This window comes from Shewanella sp. MM_2022_3 (genome assembly GCF_022557375.1).
Classification (GTDB): Bacteria; Pseudomonadota; Gammaproteobacteria; order Enterobacterales; family Shewanellaceae; genus Shewanella; species Shewanella xiamenensis.
The window spans coordinates 32,006-49,532 of record NZ_JAKZGV010000012.1 but is presented as its reverse complement, the minus strand read 5'-3'; the positions used below and the strand labels follow the sequence as shown (position 1 = coordinate 49,532).

The 17,527-nt window shown below is 46.1% G+C and carries 14 protein-coding genes and 3 tRNA genes; 8 read left to right on the top strand and 9 right to left on the bottom strand.

The window, feature by feature from the left end; all coding sequences use genetic code 11:
• The first annotated feature begins 41 nt into the window (after positions 1-41).
• The 7 genes from MMG82_RS09250 to MMG82_RS09220 all read left to right on the top strand — a co-directional run bounded on the left by MMG82_RS09250 (position 42) and on the right by MMG82_RS09220 (position 6,990).
• Positions 42-1,667 (top strand): ABC transporter substrate-binding protein, encoded by a 1,626-nt coding sequence (locus MMG82_RS09250; RefSeq protein ID WP_037417223.1) that lies wholly within the window; start codon positions 42-44, stop codon positions 1,665-1,667.
• Positions 1,667-2,698, top strand: a complete 1,032-nt coding sequence (locus MMG82_RS09245) for an ABC transporter permease subunit (protein ID WP_047539496.1) — start codon at positions 1,667-1,669, stop codon at positions 2,696-2,698. Before MMG82_RS09250 ends, MMG82_RS09245 begins: the two co-directional genes overlap by 1 nt.
• Positions 2,685-3,575, top strand: a complete 891-nt coding sequence (locus MMG82_RS09240; RefSeq protein ID WP_037417217.1) for an ABC transporter permease subunit — start codon at positions 2,685-2,687, stop codon at positions 3,573-3,575. The genes MMG82_RS09245 and MMG82_RS09240 overlap by 14 nt, the downstream gene beginning before the upstream one ends.
• Positions 3,576-3,578: 3 nt before the next feature.
• The gene (locus tag MMG82_RS09235; protein ID WP_037417214.1) at positions 3,579-4,586 is read left to right on the top strand and encodes an oligopeptide/dipeptide ABC transporter ATP-binding protein; all 1,008 of its coding nucleotides are present in this window, start codon (positions 3,579-3,581) and stop codon (positions 4,584-4,586) included.
• Positions 4,567-5,352, top strand: coding sequence for an ATP-binding cassette domain-containing protein (locus tag MMG82_RS09230; RefSeq protein ID WP_037417209.1), 786 nt, complete (start codon positions 4,567-4,569; stop codon positions 5,350-5,352). The genes MMG82_RS09235 and MMG82_RS09230 overlap by 20 nt, the downstream gene beginning before the upstream one ends.
• A gap of 105 nt (positions 5,353-5,457) precedes the next feature.
• Positions 5,458-6,660: an enoyl-ACP reductase FabV gene (gene fabV, locus MMG82_RS09225; protein ID WP_047540635.1), complete on the top strand. Its 1,203-nt coding sequence runs from the start codon at positions 5,458-5,460 to the stop codon at positions 6,658-6,660.
• Positions 6,661-6,777: 117 nt separating this feature from the next.
• Positions 6,778-6,990, top strand: coding sequence for a molybdopterin-binding protein (locus MMG82_RS09220; protein ID WP_037417205.1), 213 nt, complete (start codon positions 6,778-6,780; stop codon positions 6,988-6,990).
• 142 nt (positions 6,991-7,132) lie between these two features.
• Here the strand turns inward: MMG82_RS09220 and ppiD are convergent, their stop codons facing one another.
• The 9 genes from ppiD to MMG82_RS09175 all read right to left on the bottom strand — a co-directional run bounded on the left by ppiD (position 7,133) and on the right by MMG82_RS09175 (position 16,228).
• Entirely contained in the window at positions 7,133-8,998 is a 1,866-nt protein-coding gene (gene ppiD / locus MMG82_RS09215) for a peptidylprolyl isomerase (RefSeq protein WP_241406790.1), read from the bottom strand.
• A 226-nt stretch (positions 8,999-9,224) separates the two neighbouring features.
• Entirely contained in the window at positions 9,225-9,497 is a 273-nt protein-coding gene (hupB, locus tag MMG82_RS09210; protein WP_006081127.1) for a nucleoid-associated protein HU-beta, read from the bottom strand.
• Between the two features lie 259 nt (positions 9,498-9,756).
• Positions 9,757-12,114 (bottom strand): endopeptidase La, encoded by a 2,358-nt coding sequence (gene lon, locus MMG82_RS09205; protein WP_037428151.1) that lies wholly within the window; start codon positions 12,112-12,114, stop codon positions 9,757-9,759.
• 132 nt (positions 12,115-12,246) lie between these two features.
• Positions 12,247-13,527, bottom strand: a complete 1,281-nt coding sequence (gene clpX, locus MMG82_RS09200) for an ATP-dependent protease ATP-binding subunit ClpX (RefSeq protein WP_037417195.1) — start codon at positions 13,525-13,527, stop codon at positions 12,247-12,249.
• 99 nt (positions 13,528-13,626) lie between these two features.
• A complete protein-coding gene (gene clpP / locus MMG82_RS09195) occupies positions 13,627-14,235 on the bottom strand; it encodes an ATP-dependent Clp endopeptidase proteolytic subunit ClpP (protein ID WP_037417193.1) in 609 nt (202 codons plus the stop codon).
• 89 nt (positions 14,236-14,324) lie between these two features.
• Positions 14,325-15,629, bottom strand: coding sequence for a trigger factor (gene tig / locus MMG82_RS09190; RefSeq protein WP_047538512.1), 1,305 nt, complete (start codon positions 15,627-15,629; stop codon positions 14,325-14,327).
• Positions 15,630-15,890: 261 nt separating this feature from the next.
• Positions 15,891-15,966: transfer RNA gene (locus tag MMG82_RS09185), tRNA-His, on the bottom strand.
• 9 nt (positions 15,967-15,975) lie between these two features.
• Positions 15,976-16,052 (bottom strand) — tRNA-Arg (locus MMG82_RS09180).
• A gap of 99 nt (positions 16,053-16,151) precedes the next feature.
• Positions 16,152-16,228 (bottom strand) — tRNA-Pro (locus MMG82_RS09175).
• A gap of 351 nt (positions 16,229-16,579) precedes the next feature.
• Here MMG82_RS09175 and folD point away from each other — a divergent pair.
• Positions 16,580-17,434, top strand: coding sequence for a bifunctional methylenetetrahydrofolate dehydrogenase/methenyltetrahydrofolate cyclohydrolase FolD (gene folD, locus MMG82_RS09170; protein WP_037428154.1), 855 nt, complete (start codon positions 16,580-16,582; stop codon positions 17,432-17,434).
• The last annotated feature ends 93 nt before the right edge of the window (positions 17,435-17,527 follow it).

Genomic DNA, 17,527 nt, shown 5'->3' with positions numbered 1-17,527 from the left:
CTAAAATAGTCGTTCATAGTCGATAAAATAATGATTTATAAATGAGTGTGCTAATTAGACGCCTGTGCCTAGCAACTGCGGTATTCTGCATGAGTGGGTTGTTGGTTGCATGTGGCCCCCAACGACTTCCTTCTGGTTTGGTCTATTGTTCCGAAGGGAATCCCGAGTCTTTTAATCCGCAGTTGGTGACCTCAGGCACTACGATCGACGCCACTTCACACCTGATTTATAGCCGATTAGTAGACTATGACGCGCTCTCTGGTCAGTTGGTTCCGGCCTTGGCAACCAGTTGGGCTGAAAGTGATGATGGTCTTAGTTATCGTTTTACGCTCAGGGAGGATGTTAAGTTTCAGCATTCTTCCCGTTTTACGCCAAGTCGCTCATTTAACGCCGACGACGTACTGTTTTCCTTCAATCGAATTATCGATAAGCATCACCCTTACCATGGTGTGTCACGCACTGGTTATCCCTTTTTTCAAAGCATTGGTTTTTCTGAACAAGTTAAAAGTGTTGAAAAAATCAATGACTATGAAGTCATCTTTCGCTTAGCCCGTAAGGATGCTTCATTTTTATCGAATTTAGCGACTGACTTTGCCGTTATTCTCTCCAGTGAGTACGCCGAACAACAGCTTGCACTAGGTCACCCGGAAAATGTTGACCATTTTGCCATTGGTACAGGGCCTTTTACTTTAGTGCATTACGCCAAAAACGAATATATTCGCTATCGCCGTAATCCAGATTTTTGGGGAGAACCCGCCAATGTCGAGATGTTGGTCTATGATATCACCCCAAAAAGCACCGTGAGATTAGCAAAGTTAATCGCGGGTGACTGCAGTGTTTCAGCCCTGCCCAAAGCAGGGGAACTTCCCGTTATTAAGCAACATGAACAGCTCAATATCGAATCACAACCCGGCCTTAACGTAGCATTTTGGGCATTTAACACTCAAAAAGCGCCATTAAATGATGTTCGAGTTCGCCGCGCGCTCGCCCATGCGGTGGATAAACAAAATATCTTACGTGCTGTGTATCAAAACACCGCAATAGAGGCGATAGGCGTACTTCCACCAGCCTCTTGGGCCTACGACAGCAATAAGAAGCTACTCGATTATAATCCCCAAAAAGCCAGAGACCTGCTAAAAGAGGCGGGTATTAACAATCTCAGCATCGATATTTGGGCAATGCCTGTTGCGAGAGCTTATAATCCTAATGCACTGAAAACAGCTGAGTTAATTCAATCTGATTTGGCCAATATCGGTGTTAAGGTCAACATCATCAGTTACGACTGGAGTGTCTTTACCCAAAGATTAAGTCGAGATGAATACGATTCAGTGCTCATCGGCTGGAACGCCGATAACAGTGATCCCGATAACTTTTTCACGCCACTGCTTAGCTGCGCGTCGATGCAATCAAACAACAACCGCTCTCGCTGGTGCAATAAACAGTTTGATGCCATTCTAGACAGAGCAAGAGAAGTCTCAACACAAGCAGAGCGCAAGCAAATTTATCAAGAAGCCGAAGCATTCATCGCCGAGCAAGTACCAATGCTGAGTTTGGCTCATGCCAAACGGGTCGCTTTAACGCGTAATAATGTACATAATATGCAACTCACGCCTTTTGGCGGCATTTCCTTTACAAAAACCAGCCAAACCACACAGGAGACTAACTGATGTTAAGATACCTGTTACGGCGCCTCAATTTATTCCTAGCGACTTCACTCGTCATGATTGGTGTCCTATTTTATGCAACAGGTTTGTTCCCCATTGAACGCACCTTTGCCCTCACAGGAATACATTCACCATCGGCAGATCAGCTTGCCCAAATCGAACAAGACTATAAGTTAGATAGCAACAAGGCGTTGCAGTTTATTGCTTATTTACAGCAAAGGCTGAGTGGTAACTTAGGGGTTTCAGTGACCTCCCATCAAAGCGTTGCAGAGGAGTTAAGTACCGTACTCCCCGCCTCCTTCGAGCTCGCCGTCATGGCCGCGGTAATCGCCATTGGTTTAGGCGTACCTTTGGGCGTTTTGGCTTCACAAAGTCAGCATAAACTCACCCAAAATACCATTATGGCGATTACTCTTACGGGTTACTCTGTTCCAGTCTTTTGGTTGGGACTGTATTTATCGCTTTGGTTTGGTGTCGATCTCGGTTGGTTGCCAATATCGGGGCAACTCAATCTTTTATATGAGATAAAACCCGTCACTGGTTTTATGCTAGTCGATATCCTACTTTCTGATTCGGAATATCGCATATCGGCGTTTAAGGATGCACTGCTACACATTATTCTGCCAGCGACAACGCTCGCAGTACTGCCTTTTACTGTGGTAGTACGTAGCACACGTTCTGCAATGATGAATGTGATGAACCAAACCTTTATCCGCGCAGCCGAAGCCAGAGGTATGCACACCAATACCATTATTTTACGCCATGCCTTACCCAACGCGCTGATCCCTGTATTAAAGCACTTAGGTTTAATGCTAGGTGCCTTTGCTAGCTATGCTATTGTTGTTGAAGTGATATTTTCATGGCCAGGTGTAGGCTCTTGGTTAGTATCAGGGATTTATCAGCGGGATTACACGGTTATTCAAGGTGGAATATTGGCTGTCGCCTTGCTGATCATCTTTTTAAGTATTTTGATTGAAGTGCTACATACCGTCTTCAATCCATTAAGCAGAAAAGATCTTTATGCCTCCAGTTAAAATTTATCAGGAAGATCAAATTGCTTCCCCAATGATGCGGGTCTGGCAAAATTTTTCGGCAAACCCTTTTGCCTTGGCGGGATTGTGGACCATTATTTTTCTGCTGCTGCTCACCCTCTTTGGCCCAATGATTGCGCCTTTCGCACCAGAGGCTCAAGATCCACGCGCCCTATTGTTACCTCCCTCTTGGGATCCTTCCGGCACTGTGGCGCATTTTTTAGGCACCGACGATCTTGGCCGGGATATTTTTAGCCGCTTGCTACATGGCGCGCATTTAACCTTTGGCATGGCATTAATGATTGTCGGTACAGCTCTGTTTACTGGATTTATCATCGGCTCACTTTCCGGCATGATGCGTGGATTAAAGTCTAGTATTTTGGGCCATTTGCTCGATGCATTGCTGTCAATCCCTTCGCTTCTGATGGCGATTTTAGTGGTTGCCGTTATGGGGCCAGGACTTGAAAACGTGTTTTGGGCCGTAGGCATTGCCTTGACGCCACAGTTTGTCCGCTCTATTCATCAATCGGTCCATGAAGAATTACAAAAAGAATATGTTACCGCTGCCCGTTTGGATGGAGCCAATTCAATGCAGATTTTTTGGTATGTAATCATGCCAAACGTCTGGGAAGTGGTGATTATTCAAACCACGTTAGCCATTTCTGCCGCGATTTTAGATATTGCCGCCCTCGGCTTTTTAAGTCTTGGTGCTCAAGCACCTAGCCCAGAATGGGGCGCTATGGTGGCGCAAGGCATGGATAATTTATTGACCGCACCTTGGACTGTAACTATTCCAGGGCTAGCGATTCTTTTTAGTGTGCTTGCCATTAACTTGGTAGGCGATGGCTTGAGATCGGCGCTTGCGCCCATCAGAAACTAACCTATGCCATTACTCGACGTTAGAAACCTGACGATTGAACTCGACACGCCCCACGGCAAAGTGCGGGCTCTTGAGAAAGTAAGCTTGACCTTGAATGCGGGTGAAATCCACGGCCTAGTGGGTGAATCCGGCTCAGGCCGTAGTCTACTCGCCAGAGCTATTCTAGGGATCCCTGGCCCCAACTGGACCATTACTGCCGACCGCATGATGTGGGATGGTAACAATCTGATGGCCATGACCTCGAAGGAGCGCCGTAATCTGATGGGCTCAGATATGGCGATGATCTTCCAAGACCCATCAGGCAGCCTTGATCCTTCGCAAACCGTGGGTAGCCAGCTGATGCAGGCCATGCCTAAGAATCCTAAAGCTTATTTTTGGCAAAAGCACAAACATGCCAAACTCACGGCGCAAAAATGGCTACACAAAGTTGGCATTAAAAATCCGCAAAAAGTCATGTCTAGCTATGCATGGGAATTATCCGAAGGCGAATGCCAAAAAGTGATGATCGCTATGGCAATTGCCAACCAGCCTAGATTATTAATTGCAGATGAGCCTACAAACTCGATGGAGCTGAGTACTCAGGCACAGATATTTCGCCTACTATCACAGCTTAACCAACTGCAAAATGTGTCAATTTTAATCATCAGTCATGAGCTTGAGACCCTCGCCCAATGGTGCGATCACTTATCGGTACTCTATTGCGGCCAAGTGATGGAGTCAGGACCGACGGATGAATTGATTAATCAGCCCTATCATCCTTACACTAAGGCACTCTTGGATAATATGCCGGATTATTCGGGGATAGAGGCGCACAAGGCAATTATGCCAACACTGCCAGGCTCGGCGCCAGCACTCCAACATCTCCCCATTGGCTGTCGCTTAGGGCCAAGATGTCCTGAGGCGCAAAAGAAATGTGTTAATCAGCCAAGTTTGAGTCATTCAAGAGACCGCTACTTTGCCTGCCATTTCCCTTACCACGGTGAAACGACAAATGACGACTCCACTGCTTAAAGTTAACGATCTCTTTAAAAGGTATGATACTGGTTATAAAGGCTTTACCCGCCAATATAACGATGCCTTAGCCCCGGTTTCCTTTGAATTAAACCGCGGCGAAACCTTAGCTATTGTGGGTGAGGCAGGTTCAGGTAAAAGTACTCTTGCACGTATTTTAGTGGGCGCAGAACCGCGCAGCGGCGGTGAAATTTACTTCGAAGGCGAAGCCTTAGACAGCCGTAATATCAAACAACGCTGCCGCCTTATTCGGATGATTTTTCAAGATCCTAATACCTCGCTCAACCCAAGGCTCACCATTGGTCAATTACTCGATGAACCATTGCGCTTTAACACTCAGCTATCTGCCAAAGAGCGTAATTCTCAAGTAATTGAGACATTAAGGAAAGTCGGTTTATTACCTGAACATTCTGACTTTTATCCGCATATGATTTCTGAAGGCCAAAAACAGCGGGTTGCCGTGGCGCGGGCGCTAATGCTCAACCCCAAAATCATTATCGCCGATGAAGCGTTGACCGCTTTAGATCTGTCCGTACGCTCGCAAATCCTCAATTTGCTACTGAAATTGCAAAAAGACTTAGGATTGTCATATATTTTTGTGTCCCATAACCTCAATATTATTCGCCATGTTAGCGATAAAATTATGGTTCTTCATAAAGGCGTTATGGTTGAGAAAGCTCCCACAGAACAGATATTTAATTCACCGCAGCACGAATATACCCAAAGGCTTATTCAGGAGCAGAGCCTGTTTGTTCATAAGCGTTAAACTGCTCCAACCACTTAAATATTCAGGCAAATTGGCTAAAAATAGATGCCATTTAATCGCCGAAGTATTTATCCTATTGGTCATTTTGATAGAAGAAGCTTAAACATGATTATCAAACCCAAAATTCGTGGATTCATTTGTACCACTACTCATCCCGTTGGTTGCGAAGCTAACGTTCAAGAACAAATTGCCTTAACCAAAGCGAAGGGCAAAATCGCCAACGGGCCTAAAAAAGTCCTCGTTGTTGGTTCATCCAGTGGTTATGGCCTGTCTTCACGCATTGCCGCCGCCTTTGGTAGCGATGCAGCAACTATTGGTGTGTTCTTCGAAAAACCAGGTACTGAAACGAAACCCGGCACAGCAGGTTGGTACAACTCTGCCGCTTTCGACAAGTTTGCCAAAGCTGAAGGTTTGTACTCTAAGAGCATCAACTGCGATGCCTTTAGCCATGAAGCTAAACAAAAAGTCATTGAGCTAATCAAGCAAGATTTAGGTCAAGTGGATATGGTGGTGTATTCATTAGCATCACCTGTGCGCAAACTGCCAGATTCTGGCGAACTAGTACGCTCTGCGCTCAAACCAATCGGTGAAGTGTATACAGCGACCGCCGTTGATACCAACAAAGACTGCATTATCGAAGCCACTGTCGAACCTGCGACTGAGCAAGAAATTGCCGATACAGTCACAGTGATGGGCGGCCAAGATTGGGAATTGTGGATTAACGCGCTCGCCGAGGCTGGCGTATTGAGCGACAACTGCAAAACCGTTGCCTATAGCTATATCGGTACTGAGTTAACTTGGCCAATCTACTGGCATGGCGCATTAGGTAAAGCCAAAATGGACTTAGACCGTGCTGCAAAAGCCTTAAACGATAAGCTCTCAGTGACAGGCGGTAGCGCCAACGTTGCCGTGCTCAAAAGCGTTGTAACCCAAGCCAGCTCAGCCATCCCAGTGATGCCACTGTATATTGCAATGGTGTTTAAGAAGATGCGCCAAGAAGGCCTGCACGAAGGCTGTATGGAGCAAATCTATCGCATGTTCAGTGAGCGTCTGTTCCGTGCCGATGGTGCAAAACCTGAGACCGATAGCGATAACCGTCTGCGTTTAGACGATTGGGAACTGCGCGAAGATATCCAGCAGCATTGCCGTGATCTGTGGCCACAAGTGACCACTGAAAATCTATCAGAGCTGACCGATTATCAAGAATATAAAGCCGAGTTTATTAAACTTTTCGGCTTTGGTATTGAAGGCATCGACTACGACGCTGATGTGAATCCGTACGTTGAGTTCGATGTGATCGAGCTGTAATCGTCAAGATTACACCTTGCTTTTAAACGCCATCCTCGGGTGGCGTTTTTATTTGCTGCAACCCCATGGCAATAGGCTAGAATAGCATGACCATTCAACACTAAATAAGGATAAAGAATGAAGATCAGTGCACGGAATACCCTAAGTGGCACTATTACCGCTATCGAAATTGGCTCTGTAAACAACGAAGTCACTATCGAACTGGCACCGGGCGTAGTGTTAACCTCCGTCGTAACTAAAGCCTCCTGTGAGCGTTTAAACTTGAAGGTGGGTGATTCGGCTTACGCACTCATTAAAGCCAGCAGCGTGATGATTGGCGTGGATGATTAAGCTGCTGAAATAGCGCCCATATCGTTTGATAACGCACAAACAAAAAGGCCAAGTAAACACTTGGCCTTTTCTATTTGATTAGCAAAACACTTTATATTTGCTTGCGAACATAAGGGATAGACTGAGTTATCCCTTATCACCATTAACCTTCTACAGGGTAATGGATTTTTGCGTTCGCTTTCAGTGACTCGATCAAACCGCGGTAATCCGCTTCGCTGTATTGTGCATTTAGGCGTTGTTTTAGTGCATTGACTAACTCATCACTAATAGACTCAGCCGCGTTCACTTTGTCCAGTGCAATCACAGCATAGCCATTTGCTAAAGCGACAGTATCAACCACAGGTGCAGCACTCGGCGTTGGCATTTGGAAGGTTTTTGTCACAATGGCCGCGTCTAAATCCTGTGCACCACGCCCCAATTTAGCCTTAGCGATTAAGCTCACATCAGCAGCGCCAGCTTTCACTTGCGCCATTAACTCTTCTGCTTTAGCACGTGCTGCTGCGTTCGCTTGATCTTGCTTTAAACGCTCTGCGATGTCGGCCTTCACTTCGGCTAATGGCATAGTGCCCGCATCGTGATGTTCTTTCATGCGAATAACCACTACGTGATTCGGTTCAAGCTCAATCACTTCACTATTTAGCCCTTGGCGCATCACTGAGTCTGAAAATGCTGCTTTTACTACATCAGGCTTGTTCAATGCCGCTGGCACATCATCACGCGAAAATAGCGGCGTTGTCTTAATCTCAACACCCACCACTTTTGCAGTTTCGGCTAAGGTATCAGGCACTTCGTAACTGGTATCGGCCAGTTTGCTCTGCAAGCTATAGAATTGATCTACCGCTTTTTTCTCTTGTAACTGAGCAATAATCTTAGTTTTAACGTCAGCAAAGGGCACTGTGGTACCAGGCTGAACGTCTAACAGTTTGATGGTGTGGAAACCAAAATCTGTTTTGACGACAGCTGAGTGTTGGCCTTTTTGCAGAGCAAAAAGCGCAGCATCGAATGAGGGGTCCATCACACCGGGCTCAAACCAGTCTAATTTTCCGCCCTGCTCTGCACTTAAGGTATCTTCAGAATTGGCTTTGGCTAACTCAGCAAAATCAGCACCGTTATCTAACTGCTTGGCTAAATCTTCAGCCTTGGCTTTCGCAGCGGCTTCATCGCTACCTGGGCCAATCAGAATGTGCGCGGCTAAACGTTTCTCGTTAGACACATATTGCGTCTTATGCTCATCGTAGTAAGCCTGAGCTTCTTCTTCGGTCACTTTGCTGTCTTTGGCAAAATCAGCCGCGTTTAACTCAACATATTCTAAACTCACCTTCTCTGGGCTCATAAACTGGCCCTGGTTGGCGTCATAGTAGTTTTTTACTTGCTCGTCTGTCACAGAGGCATTGGCAAGGTATGGCGCAGAGTCCACCACTAAATAACGAATGTCGCGAGTTTGGCCTTGCAGCTCAGCTAATTGTTTAGCTTCACCGGGTAATACAAATTCAGTGCCCACTAACGCAGCTGTTAACTGACGACGAGTCATATCGACACGCATCATGCTTCTAAAGGTTTGTGGCTGATAACCTAACTGACGCAAAATAGCCTGATAACGGTCGTTATCAAATTTACCGTCAGTTTGGAAAGCGGGTTCAGATTTAATCGCTGCAATAATTTGTTCGTCAGAAACACGTAATCCCATCGCAGCGGCAGCTTGATCGATCAGTTTGTCTGCCACTAGACGCTCGAGAACGCTCTGCTTAATGCTTTCTAGGTATCTTTCGTCCGCAGATAGGGCAGCAAACATTTCGCCCAGTTGTTGTTCCATACGAGCGCGTTCGCTCTGGTAGGCTTGTTCTAACTCGGCTTTAGTGATCTTGTCACCGTTGACTTCTGCGGCAGGTACATCGGAAGTTGAGCCTAAATAGCTACTCACCCCTGCAAATGCAAAAGATAAAATCACAAGTACGAGAATGCCTTTAGCAATCACGCCTTGCGAACCATCGCGGATCTTTTCTAACATCAGATATCTCGCTCGTTGCGATTAACAAAATAAAAAGGCGCATCAGCTTGAGATGCGCCTTTCTGTAATTAATAGGGATTATTCAGACGCTACCACTGGTAAGTGCTAAAACCCCGAGTAATGGTAGAAATTGACCTTCAAAATCCATTACTTTCAATTCGTAAAAAGCACTGTTTAAACAGTGCTTATCATTACGAACGCCTTACAAAGGCTGCGATATCAAAAATTAATTGACAGCGTCTTTCAGAGCTTTACCCGCTTTAAAAGCTGGGATCTTTGCTGCTGCGATTTTGATTTCTTCACCCGTTTGTGGGTTGCGGCCAGTGCGTTCAGCGCGCTCACGCACTTCAAAAGTACCAAAACCAACAAGAGAAATTTTATCGCCTTCTTTCAAACCTTCAGTCACAGCTGCGATAAAAGAATCCAGTGCACGGCCGGCAGCGGCTTTAGAAATGTCAGCACCAGAAGCGATTTTCTCGATTAGTTCAGATTTGTTCATGTCATCCCCTTGAATGTAATTTTTTTGCGCCGCAACCAAATCCGTCTCTAGAGCGGTCTGCGGAGGCTTTTATAACAAGCTTGAATTCAAAGTTCAAGCTGAGTTCGAAAACCAAAGAAATAAAACTAGATACAGCTCAAAGCCAGTTGCCCCAAGGGCTTGGAGCAGCTGGCTCTCCACTGACCTAGGCTACCACAGGTCTGCGCTTTGTTAAGCCCCTTTTTTCATTTTTTTTAACGTCATAGCGCATTTTCTTGCGTTATGCCAAGTTTTTAACCACTTCGAAGCCTTCAACGGGTCTTTCTAGCGCCAGTTTTAACACTTCGTCGACCCAACGCACAGGGCGAATTTCTAAATCGGCAATGACATTGGCAGGAATTTCTTCCAGATCACGCTCATTTTCTTTTGGAATAAGCACCAATTTAATGCCACCGCGATGTGCTGCCAGCAGTTTTTCTTTTAAACCACCGATAGGTAACACTTCACCGCGTAAGGTAATTTCACCCGTCATCGCCACATCGGCACGCACAGGGTTACCCGTTAAGCTAGACACTAATGCAGTACACATTGCAGCACCTGCGGATGGACCATCCTTAGGCGTTGCTCCTTCTGGTACGTGCACATGGATATCACGCTTCTCATAAAAGTCGCCGTTGATACCTAATTGTTCCGCACGGGCGCGAACAACTGTCATCGCCGCTTGAATCGACTCTTGCATCACATCGCCAAGTGAGCCAGTGTAGGTCAACTTGCCTTTGCCGGGCACTGAAGTCGCTTCAATGGTGAGCAAATCACCACCCACTTCAGTCCAAGCCAACCCTGTGACTTGACCGATTTGGTTGTTAGATTCCGCCTTGCCATAGTCAAAACGCTGCACACCGAGGAAAGACTTGAGATTATCCGCGGTGACTGTAACTGACTTGATGGATTTATCCAGCAGGATCATTTTCACGACCTTACGGCAAATCTTAGACAACTCACGTTCTAGCGCCCGCACACCCGCTTCACGGGTGTAGTAGCGGATGATGCCGACTATCGCACTGTCTTCGATATGAATTTCATTCGCTTTAAGGCCGTTACGCTCGATTTGCTTCGTCAATAAATGCTGCTTAGCGATATTGAGTTTTTCATCTTCGGTATAACCCGACAGACGGATCACTTCCATACGATCTAAAAGTGGCCCCGGTATATTCATCGAATTCGAGGTCGCCACGAACATTACATCGGATAAGTCGTAGTCGACTTCGAGGTAATGGTCGTTAAAAGTCGCGTTTTGTTCAGGATCGAGCACCTCTAATAGTGCTGATGCTGGGTCGCCACGCATGTCCGAACTCATTTTGTCGATTTCATCCAGCAGGAATAAGGGGTTTTTCACGCCCACTTTGGCCATTTTTTGGATGATTTTACCTGGCATAGAGCCAATGTAGGTGCGGCGATGTCCGCGAATTTCCGCTTCATCACGCACGCCGCCTAAGGCAACACGCACATACTTACGACCCGTCGCCTTGGCAATCGATTGACCGAGTGAGGTTTTACCTACACCTGGTGGTCCAACTAAACACAGGATTGGCCCTTTCAGTTGACGTACACGGCTCTGCACCGCCAAGTATTCCAGAATGCGATCTTTAACTTTCTCTAAACCATAATGGTCAGTATCGAGCACTTCTTGGGCTTTCGCTAAATCACGTTTGATTTTAGAGCGTTGACTCCAAGGCACAGACGTCATCCAATCCACATAGCTACGAACCACGGTCGCTTCGGCAGACATCGGCGACATCATACGTAATTTGTTCAGTTCAGCGACCGCCTTTTCTTTGGCATCGCTTGGCATATTGGCTTCTTCAATCTTACGATTTAAGACTTCAAATTCGTCATGGCCTTCGTCTAAGTCACCCAATTCTTTTTGGATGGCTTTCATTTGCTCGTTCAGATAGTACTCACGTTGGCTCTTTTCCATCTGCTTTTTAACGCGGGTGCGGATGCGTTTTTCAACCTGTAACAGGTCAATTTCCGACTCCATCATCGCCATTAAATATTCAAGACGTTCGCCAATATTGGTCATCTCAAGGACGGATTGTTTGTCCTCAAGCTTAAGCGGCATGTGAGCCGCCATAGTGTCAGCAAGGCGCGCCGCTTCATCGATACCAGACAGTGAGGTTAAAACCTCTGGCGGGATCTTCTTGTTGAGCTTGATATAGCCTTCAAATTGGCCAATCGCGCTACGAACCAAGACTTCCTCTTCTTTGTCTTCTAAAGGCTCAGATTCGAGATATTCAGCCTTAGCCACAAAGAAATCTGCTTCTTGGGTATAACGCGTAATACGGGCGCGGCGACCACCTTCGACCAGCACTTTGACTGTACCGTCTGGTAGTTTCAGCAGTTGCAGAATAGATGCCACTGTACCAACGTCAAAGATATCGTCTTTGGTCGGCTCATCTAACTCAGCATCACGCTGAGCAACTAAAATAATTTGCTTATCCTGGGCCATTGCCGTTTCGAGACAACGAATCGATTTTTCTCGGCCAACGAACAACGGAATTACCATATGGGGATAGACCACCACATCTCTCAGTGGCAGCACGGGGAGTTCGATATGCGCTTCACGCTCTAAGGTCATAGTTCGATTCCGTTTAAATAAAAGGGATTTGTTAAGGAGTATATTGGGGCGGTTTAGGCCCTTTCAATGGTCAATACGAAAAAAGGAGTCCATTGGACTCCTTGATTTTCAGTTTATTAGCTATCTGTACAATTATTGTTCGCCAGAAGCCGCCTGTGCTTCATTGCGCTCATAAATCAGAATCGGTGCAGACTCACCATTAACCACTGACTCATCGACAACCGCTTTCACTACACCTTCTATCGATGGGATATCATACATAGTATCAAGTAAGATACCTTCTACGATGGAGCGTAAACCACGGGCACCTGTTTTACGTGACATGGCTTTATGGGCAATCGCTTTAAGTGCATCTTCGCGAAACTCTAATTCAACACCTTCCATCTCAAACAGTGCGTTGTACTGCTTAGTTAAGGCATTTTTAGGCTCAGACAGAATTTGCACTAATGCATCTTCATCCAATTCAGTTAGTGTAGCAACGACTGGTAGACGGCCGATAAACTCGGGGATCAAGCCGTATTTAACTAAATCGCCTGGCTCAACTTGAGACAGGGTTTCAGATATCGTTGCTTTATCTTTTTCGCCTTTAACTTGCGCACCAAAACCGATACCCGAACCAACATGAGCACGTTGCTCAATCACCTTTTCAAGACCCGCAAATGCACCACCACAGATAAACAGGATCTTAGAGGTATCTACCTGTAAGAACTCTTGCTGTGGATGCTTACGACCACCTTGGGGTGGAACCGCGGCAACCGTACCTTCGATAAGTTTCAGCAGCGCTTGCTGCACGCCTTCACCCGATACATCACGGGTAATCGATGGGTTATCTGATTTACGGCTGATCTTGTCGATTTCGTCGATATACACGATACCACGCTGCGCTTTCTCAACGTCGTAATCGCACTTTTGCAGCAGCTTTTGAATGATGTTTTCAACGTCTTCACCCACATAACCGGCTTCAGTTAAGGTGGTAGCGTCTGCCATAGTAAATGGGACATTCAATGAGCGCGCGAGCGTTTCGGCCAGCAGTGTTTTACCACTGCCCGTTGGACCAATCAGCAGAATGTTGCTCTTACCCAATTCCACCCCATCTTTAGGGGATGAATTTCTCAGACGTTTATAGTGATTGTATACCGCAACAGAAAGGACTTTTTTAGCTCTGTCCTGCCCAATGACATAATCATCTAAATGTGCACGCAACTCATGTGGCGTGGGTAATTTATCATTATCACGCTTGGGGGAGATTTCTTTAATCTCTTCACGAATGATGTCATTACATAACTCGACACATTCGTCGCATACATATACTGATGGGCCTGCAATCAGTTTTCTGACTTCATGCTGGCTCTTACCGCAAAAAGAGCAGTACAGCAATTTACCGCTGTCACCATTATTTTTGTTGTCGCCCATTAATTACCTCATTTGCAGTCTGCTCTACTGCTTATCTTAAACTTGTTCACTTTAAACTCAGCGTTGCTTTACAGAGCATAGCCCAGTCAAAAGTAAAAATCAGCTGCGTTTAGTCATCACTGCGTCAACTAAACCATATTCCACAGCTTGAGTAGCGCTCATGAAGTTATCGCGATCAGTATCACGCTCAATTACTTCGAGTGGCTGGCCCGTATGCTCTGACAGCATCAGATTTAGTTTATGCTTGATGCCTAAGATTTCTTGGGCATGAATAGCAATATCAGAAGCCTGACCTTGGAATCCACCCAGTGGTTGGTGGATCATCACGCGAGAATTAGGTAAGCAGAAACGCTTGCCCTTTTCACCGCCAGCTAATAAAAACGCGCCCATACTGGCCGCTTGACCAATACACACCGTACTCACATTAGGCTTAATAAATTGCATGGTATCGTAAATCGCCATGCCCGCGGTGACTGAACCACCGGGTGAGTTGATATATAAAAAGATATCTTTATCTGGGCTTTCTGATTCGAGGAATAGCAACTGCGCCACAATCAGATTCGCCATATGCTCTTCAACTTGACCCACTAAAAAGATAATCCGCTCTTTTAACAGACGAGAATAAATGTCGAATGAGCGTTCACCCTTAGCAGTCTGTTCGATCACCATAGGCACTAAAGCACTTTGTATGTCTGACGCATTATGCATTATTCATTTCCCTAAATAAAAATGGCTCGCATGAGGAGCCTCATACGAGCCATTATAAATGGCGAACTGCCAATCAAGTCAAGCTTAGCTTATGCGCGACCTGTAGCCTTGTTCATAAATTCTTCAAAAGCGACTTCTTTTTCGGTCACTTTGGCTGTTTTAAGCAGTGCTTCAACAGCTTGCTCTTCAAGCGCAACGTTGCGCATGTTTTGCATCAGCTCTTTATTGCTGTTGTAATACGCAATCACTTCACTTGGATCTTCATAAGCAGAAGCCATAGAAGCGATTAAGCCTTGTACACGCTCATCTTCCGCTTTCAGCTCGTTAGTCTTGATGACTTCGCCTAATAACAGACCGATCTTCACGCGACGAGCTGCTTGCTCAGTGAATAATTCAGCTGGCAGTTCAGGCATGTTCGCCGTTTGACCGCCGAAACGTTGCATCGCTTGTTGACGCAATACGTTAACTTCACCATCGATCAGTGCTTTTGGCAGTTCGATGTCATTGTTAGCTAATAAACCTGCGATCACTTGCTCTTTCACATTAGCTTTTAACGCTTGCTCAAGCTCACGGTTCATGTTCTTACGGATTTCAGCTTTAAGGGCTTCTAAACCACCTTCGCTGATACCGAATAATGCTGCAAACTCATCGTTTACTTCAGGTAAGTTAGCCGCTAATACTTCAGTTAAGGTGATAGCAAACTTAGCTGCTTTACCTTTTAAGTTTTCAGCGTGATATTCTTCAGGGAAAGTCACGTCGATAACGAACTCTTCACCGGCTTTGTGACCTAAGATACCCGCTTCAAAACCTGGGATCATACGGTTACTACCTAATTGCAGTTCGAAATCTTCAGCTTTGCCGCCTTCGAATTCAACACCATCAACTGAACCCACAAAGTTCATTTTCACTTTGTCGCCGTCAGCTGCTTCACGCTCAACAGCGGCGAAAGTCGCGTGTTGCTTACGTAAAGTTTCGATCATGCTGTCTACATCAGCATCGGTTACAGAGGCTTTTGGTTGCTCTACTTCGATTGCATCTAAACCTTTCAACTCAACTTCTGGGTAGATTTCGAAAGTTGCTACGAATTCGAATTTTTCACCGTCAGTTGCACCTGGAACGAAAGTTGGTGCACCTGCTGGGTTTAATTTCTCAGCGATGATCGCTTCGATAAAGTTACGTTGCATCACTTCACCAGTGATGTCTTGACGAATAGCTGCGCCATAACGTTTGTTGATTACAGTAACAGGCACTTTGCCAGGACGGAAACCTGGGATACGAGCACGCTTAGCTTCACGTTGTAAACTGTCTTTAACCAGTTTTTCAATTTGTTCAGCAGGAACAGAAATGGTCAGGCGACGCTCTAGGCCTTGGGTTGCTTCAACAGAAACTTGCATTGTTTTACCTCGAAATTTGTCTAACGTCCTTTGTAATAGTCGAATCTTCAACTATTCAGGTATTCGTTTCTTGATCATTAAATTTGACTACAATGCCCACCACTACTGGCTTTTGGCACAGGTCGCTGTTAGTTGATATCTATCAAGACGCGACATTATAGCCACCGTTTTGTGCAGAGTCGAGCCTCAACGGCCGAATCTAGGGTATAAAAAAAGCGACCAGAGGTCGCTTTTTTTATTTTGTACTCAAAGTACTAAAAATGGGGTGACTGATGGGGCTCGAACCCACGACAACCGGAATCACAATCCGGGACTCTACCAACTGAGCTACAATCACCACTGAAACTGGTACGCCCGGCAGGATTCGAACCTGCGACCACCCGCTTAGAAGGCGGGTGCTCTATCCAACTGAGCTACGGGCGCATGGTCTACAGATTACTCTGCATCCTAACCGGCGTTGGATAGCATTTGGCTATCCATGCTACTCGCTCATGTAAACACTCGAGCAAATAACAATTAAAGTGGTCGGTGATAGAGGATTCGAACCTCTGACCCTCTGGTCCCAAACCAGATGCGCTACCGGACTGCGCTAATCACCGAAGGTCTTACTATATTTGGCATTAACTCAGAGGGTTTCCTCTGCTCCGCGCTCATCCAAAATCTGGATTCATTACACGATTGCGCTAATCACCAAAAAAGTTTTCAAAGCAAATCAACACATCTGCTTGAGAACGGAGCGCATCTTAGCCCCTCACTTTGCACCCGTCAACGATTTTTTTAACCGTTCATGCTAGATGCTGAATTATCAGTCGAATACGCTTTTTTTTATCCATTTCACGACGGCATTTGCCATGACACACCCGCTACGCCCTGTTAAAATAGCCGCGATTGCCAATCTCTGTGTTAACTACCGTTTTAACCATCGCCAATATAAAGGATATCCTACACCCATGACAGCCCAAATAATCGACGGCAAGGCGATTGCTCAATCCATCCGCACTCAACTGCGCGAAAAAGTTACCGCCCGTAAAGAGGCTGGACAACGCGTACCAGGTTTAGCCGTGATTCTCGTGGGAGCAGACCCCGCCTCTCAGGTTTATGTTGGTAGTAAACGTAAAGCCTGTGAAGAAGTGGGATTTATTTCTCGCTCCTACGATCTCGATACCAGCTGCAGCGAAGCAGAACTCTTAGCCTTGATTGATCAACTCAACGATGACCCTAACATTGATGGGATATTAGTGCAGTTACCATTACCGGCCCATATCGAAGACTCTAAAGTGATCGAGCGCATTCGCCCCGATAAAGATGTCGATGGTTTCCACCCGTATAACGTTGGCCGTTTAGCACAGCGTATTCCCGTATTACGCTCTTGCACGCCGATGGGCATTATGACACTCATTAAATCCACTGGCGTCGATACTTATGGCTTAGATGCGGTTGTCGTTGGCGCCTCGAACATTGTCGGCCGACCAATGACACTCGAGCTACTGCTTGCGGGCTGCACCACCACAACTTGCCATCGTTTTACTAAAAACCTCGAACAAAAAATTCGCCAAGCCGATTTAGTGGTGGTTGCCGTGGGTAAACCTGGCTTTATCCCCGGTGAATGGATTAAACCCGGCGCCATCGTTATCGATGTGGGTATCAACCGCTTAGAAAATGGCACCTTAGTAGGCGACGTGCAATATGATGTTGCTGCGCAAAACGCTAGCTTTATCACACCTGTACCTGGCGGTGTGGGACCAATGACCATAGCCAGTCTTTTAGAAAACACCTTGTATGCCGCCGAGCAATATCACGACTAGGTTCTAGGTTCTAGGTTCTAGGTTCTAGGTTCTAGGTTCTAGGTTCTAGGTTCTAGGTTCGGCAAGCATAAAAAAACCTGCATAATGCAGGTT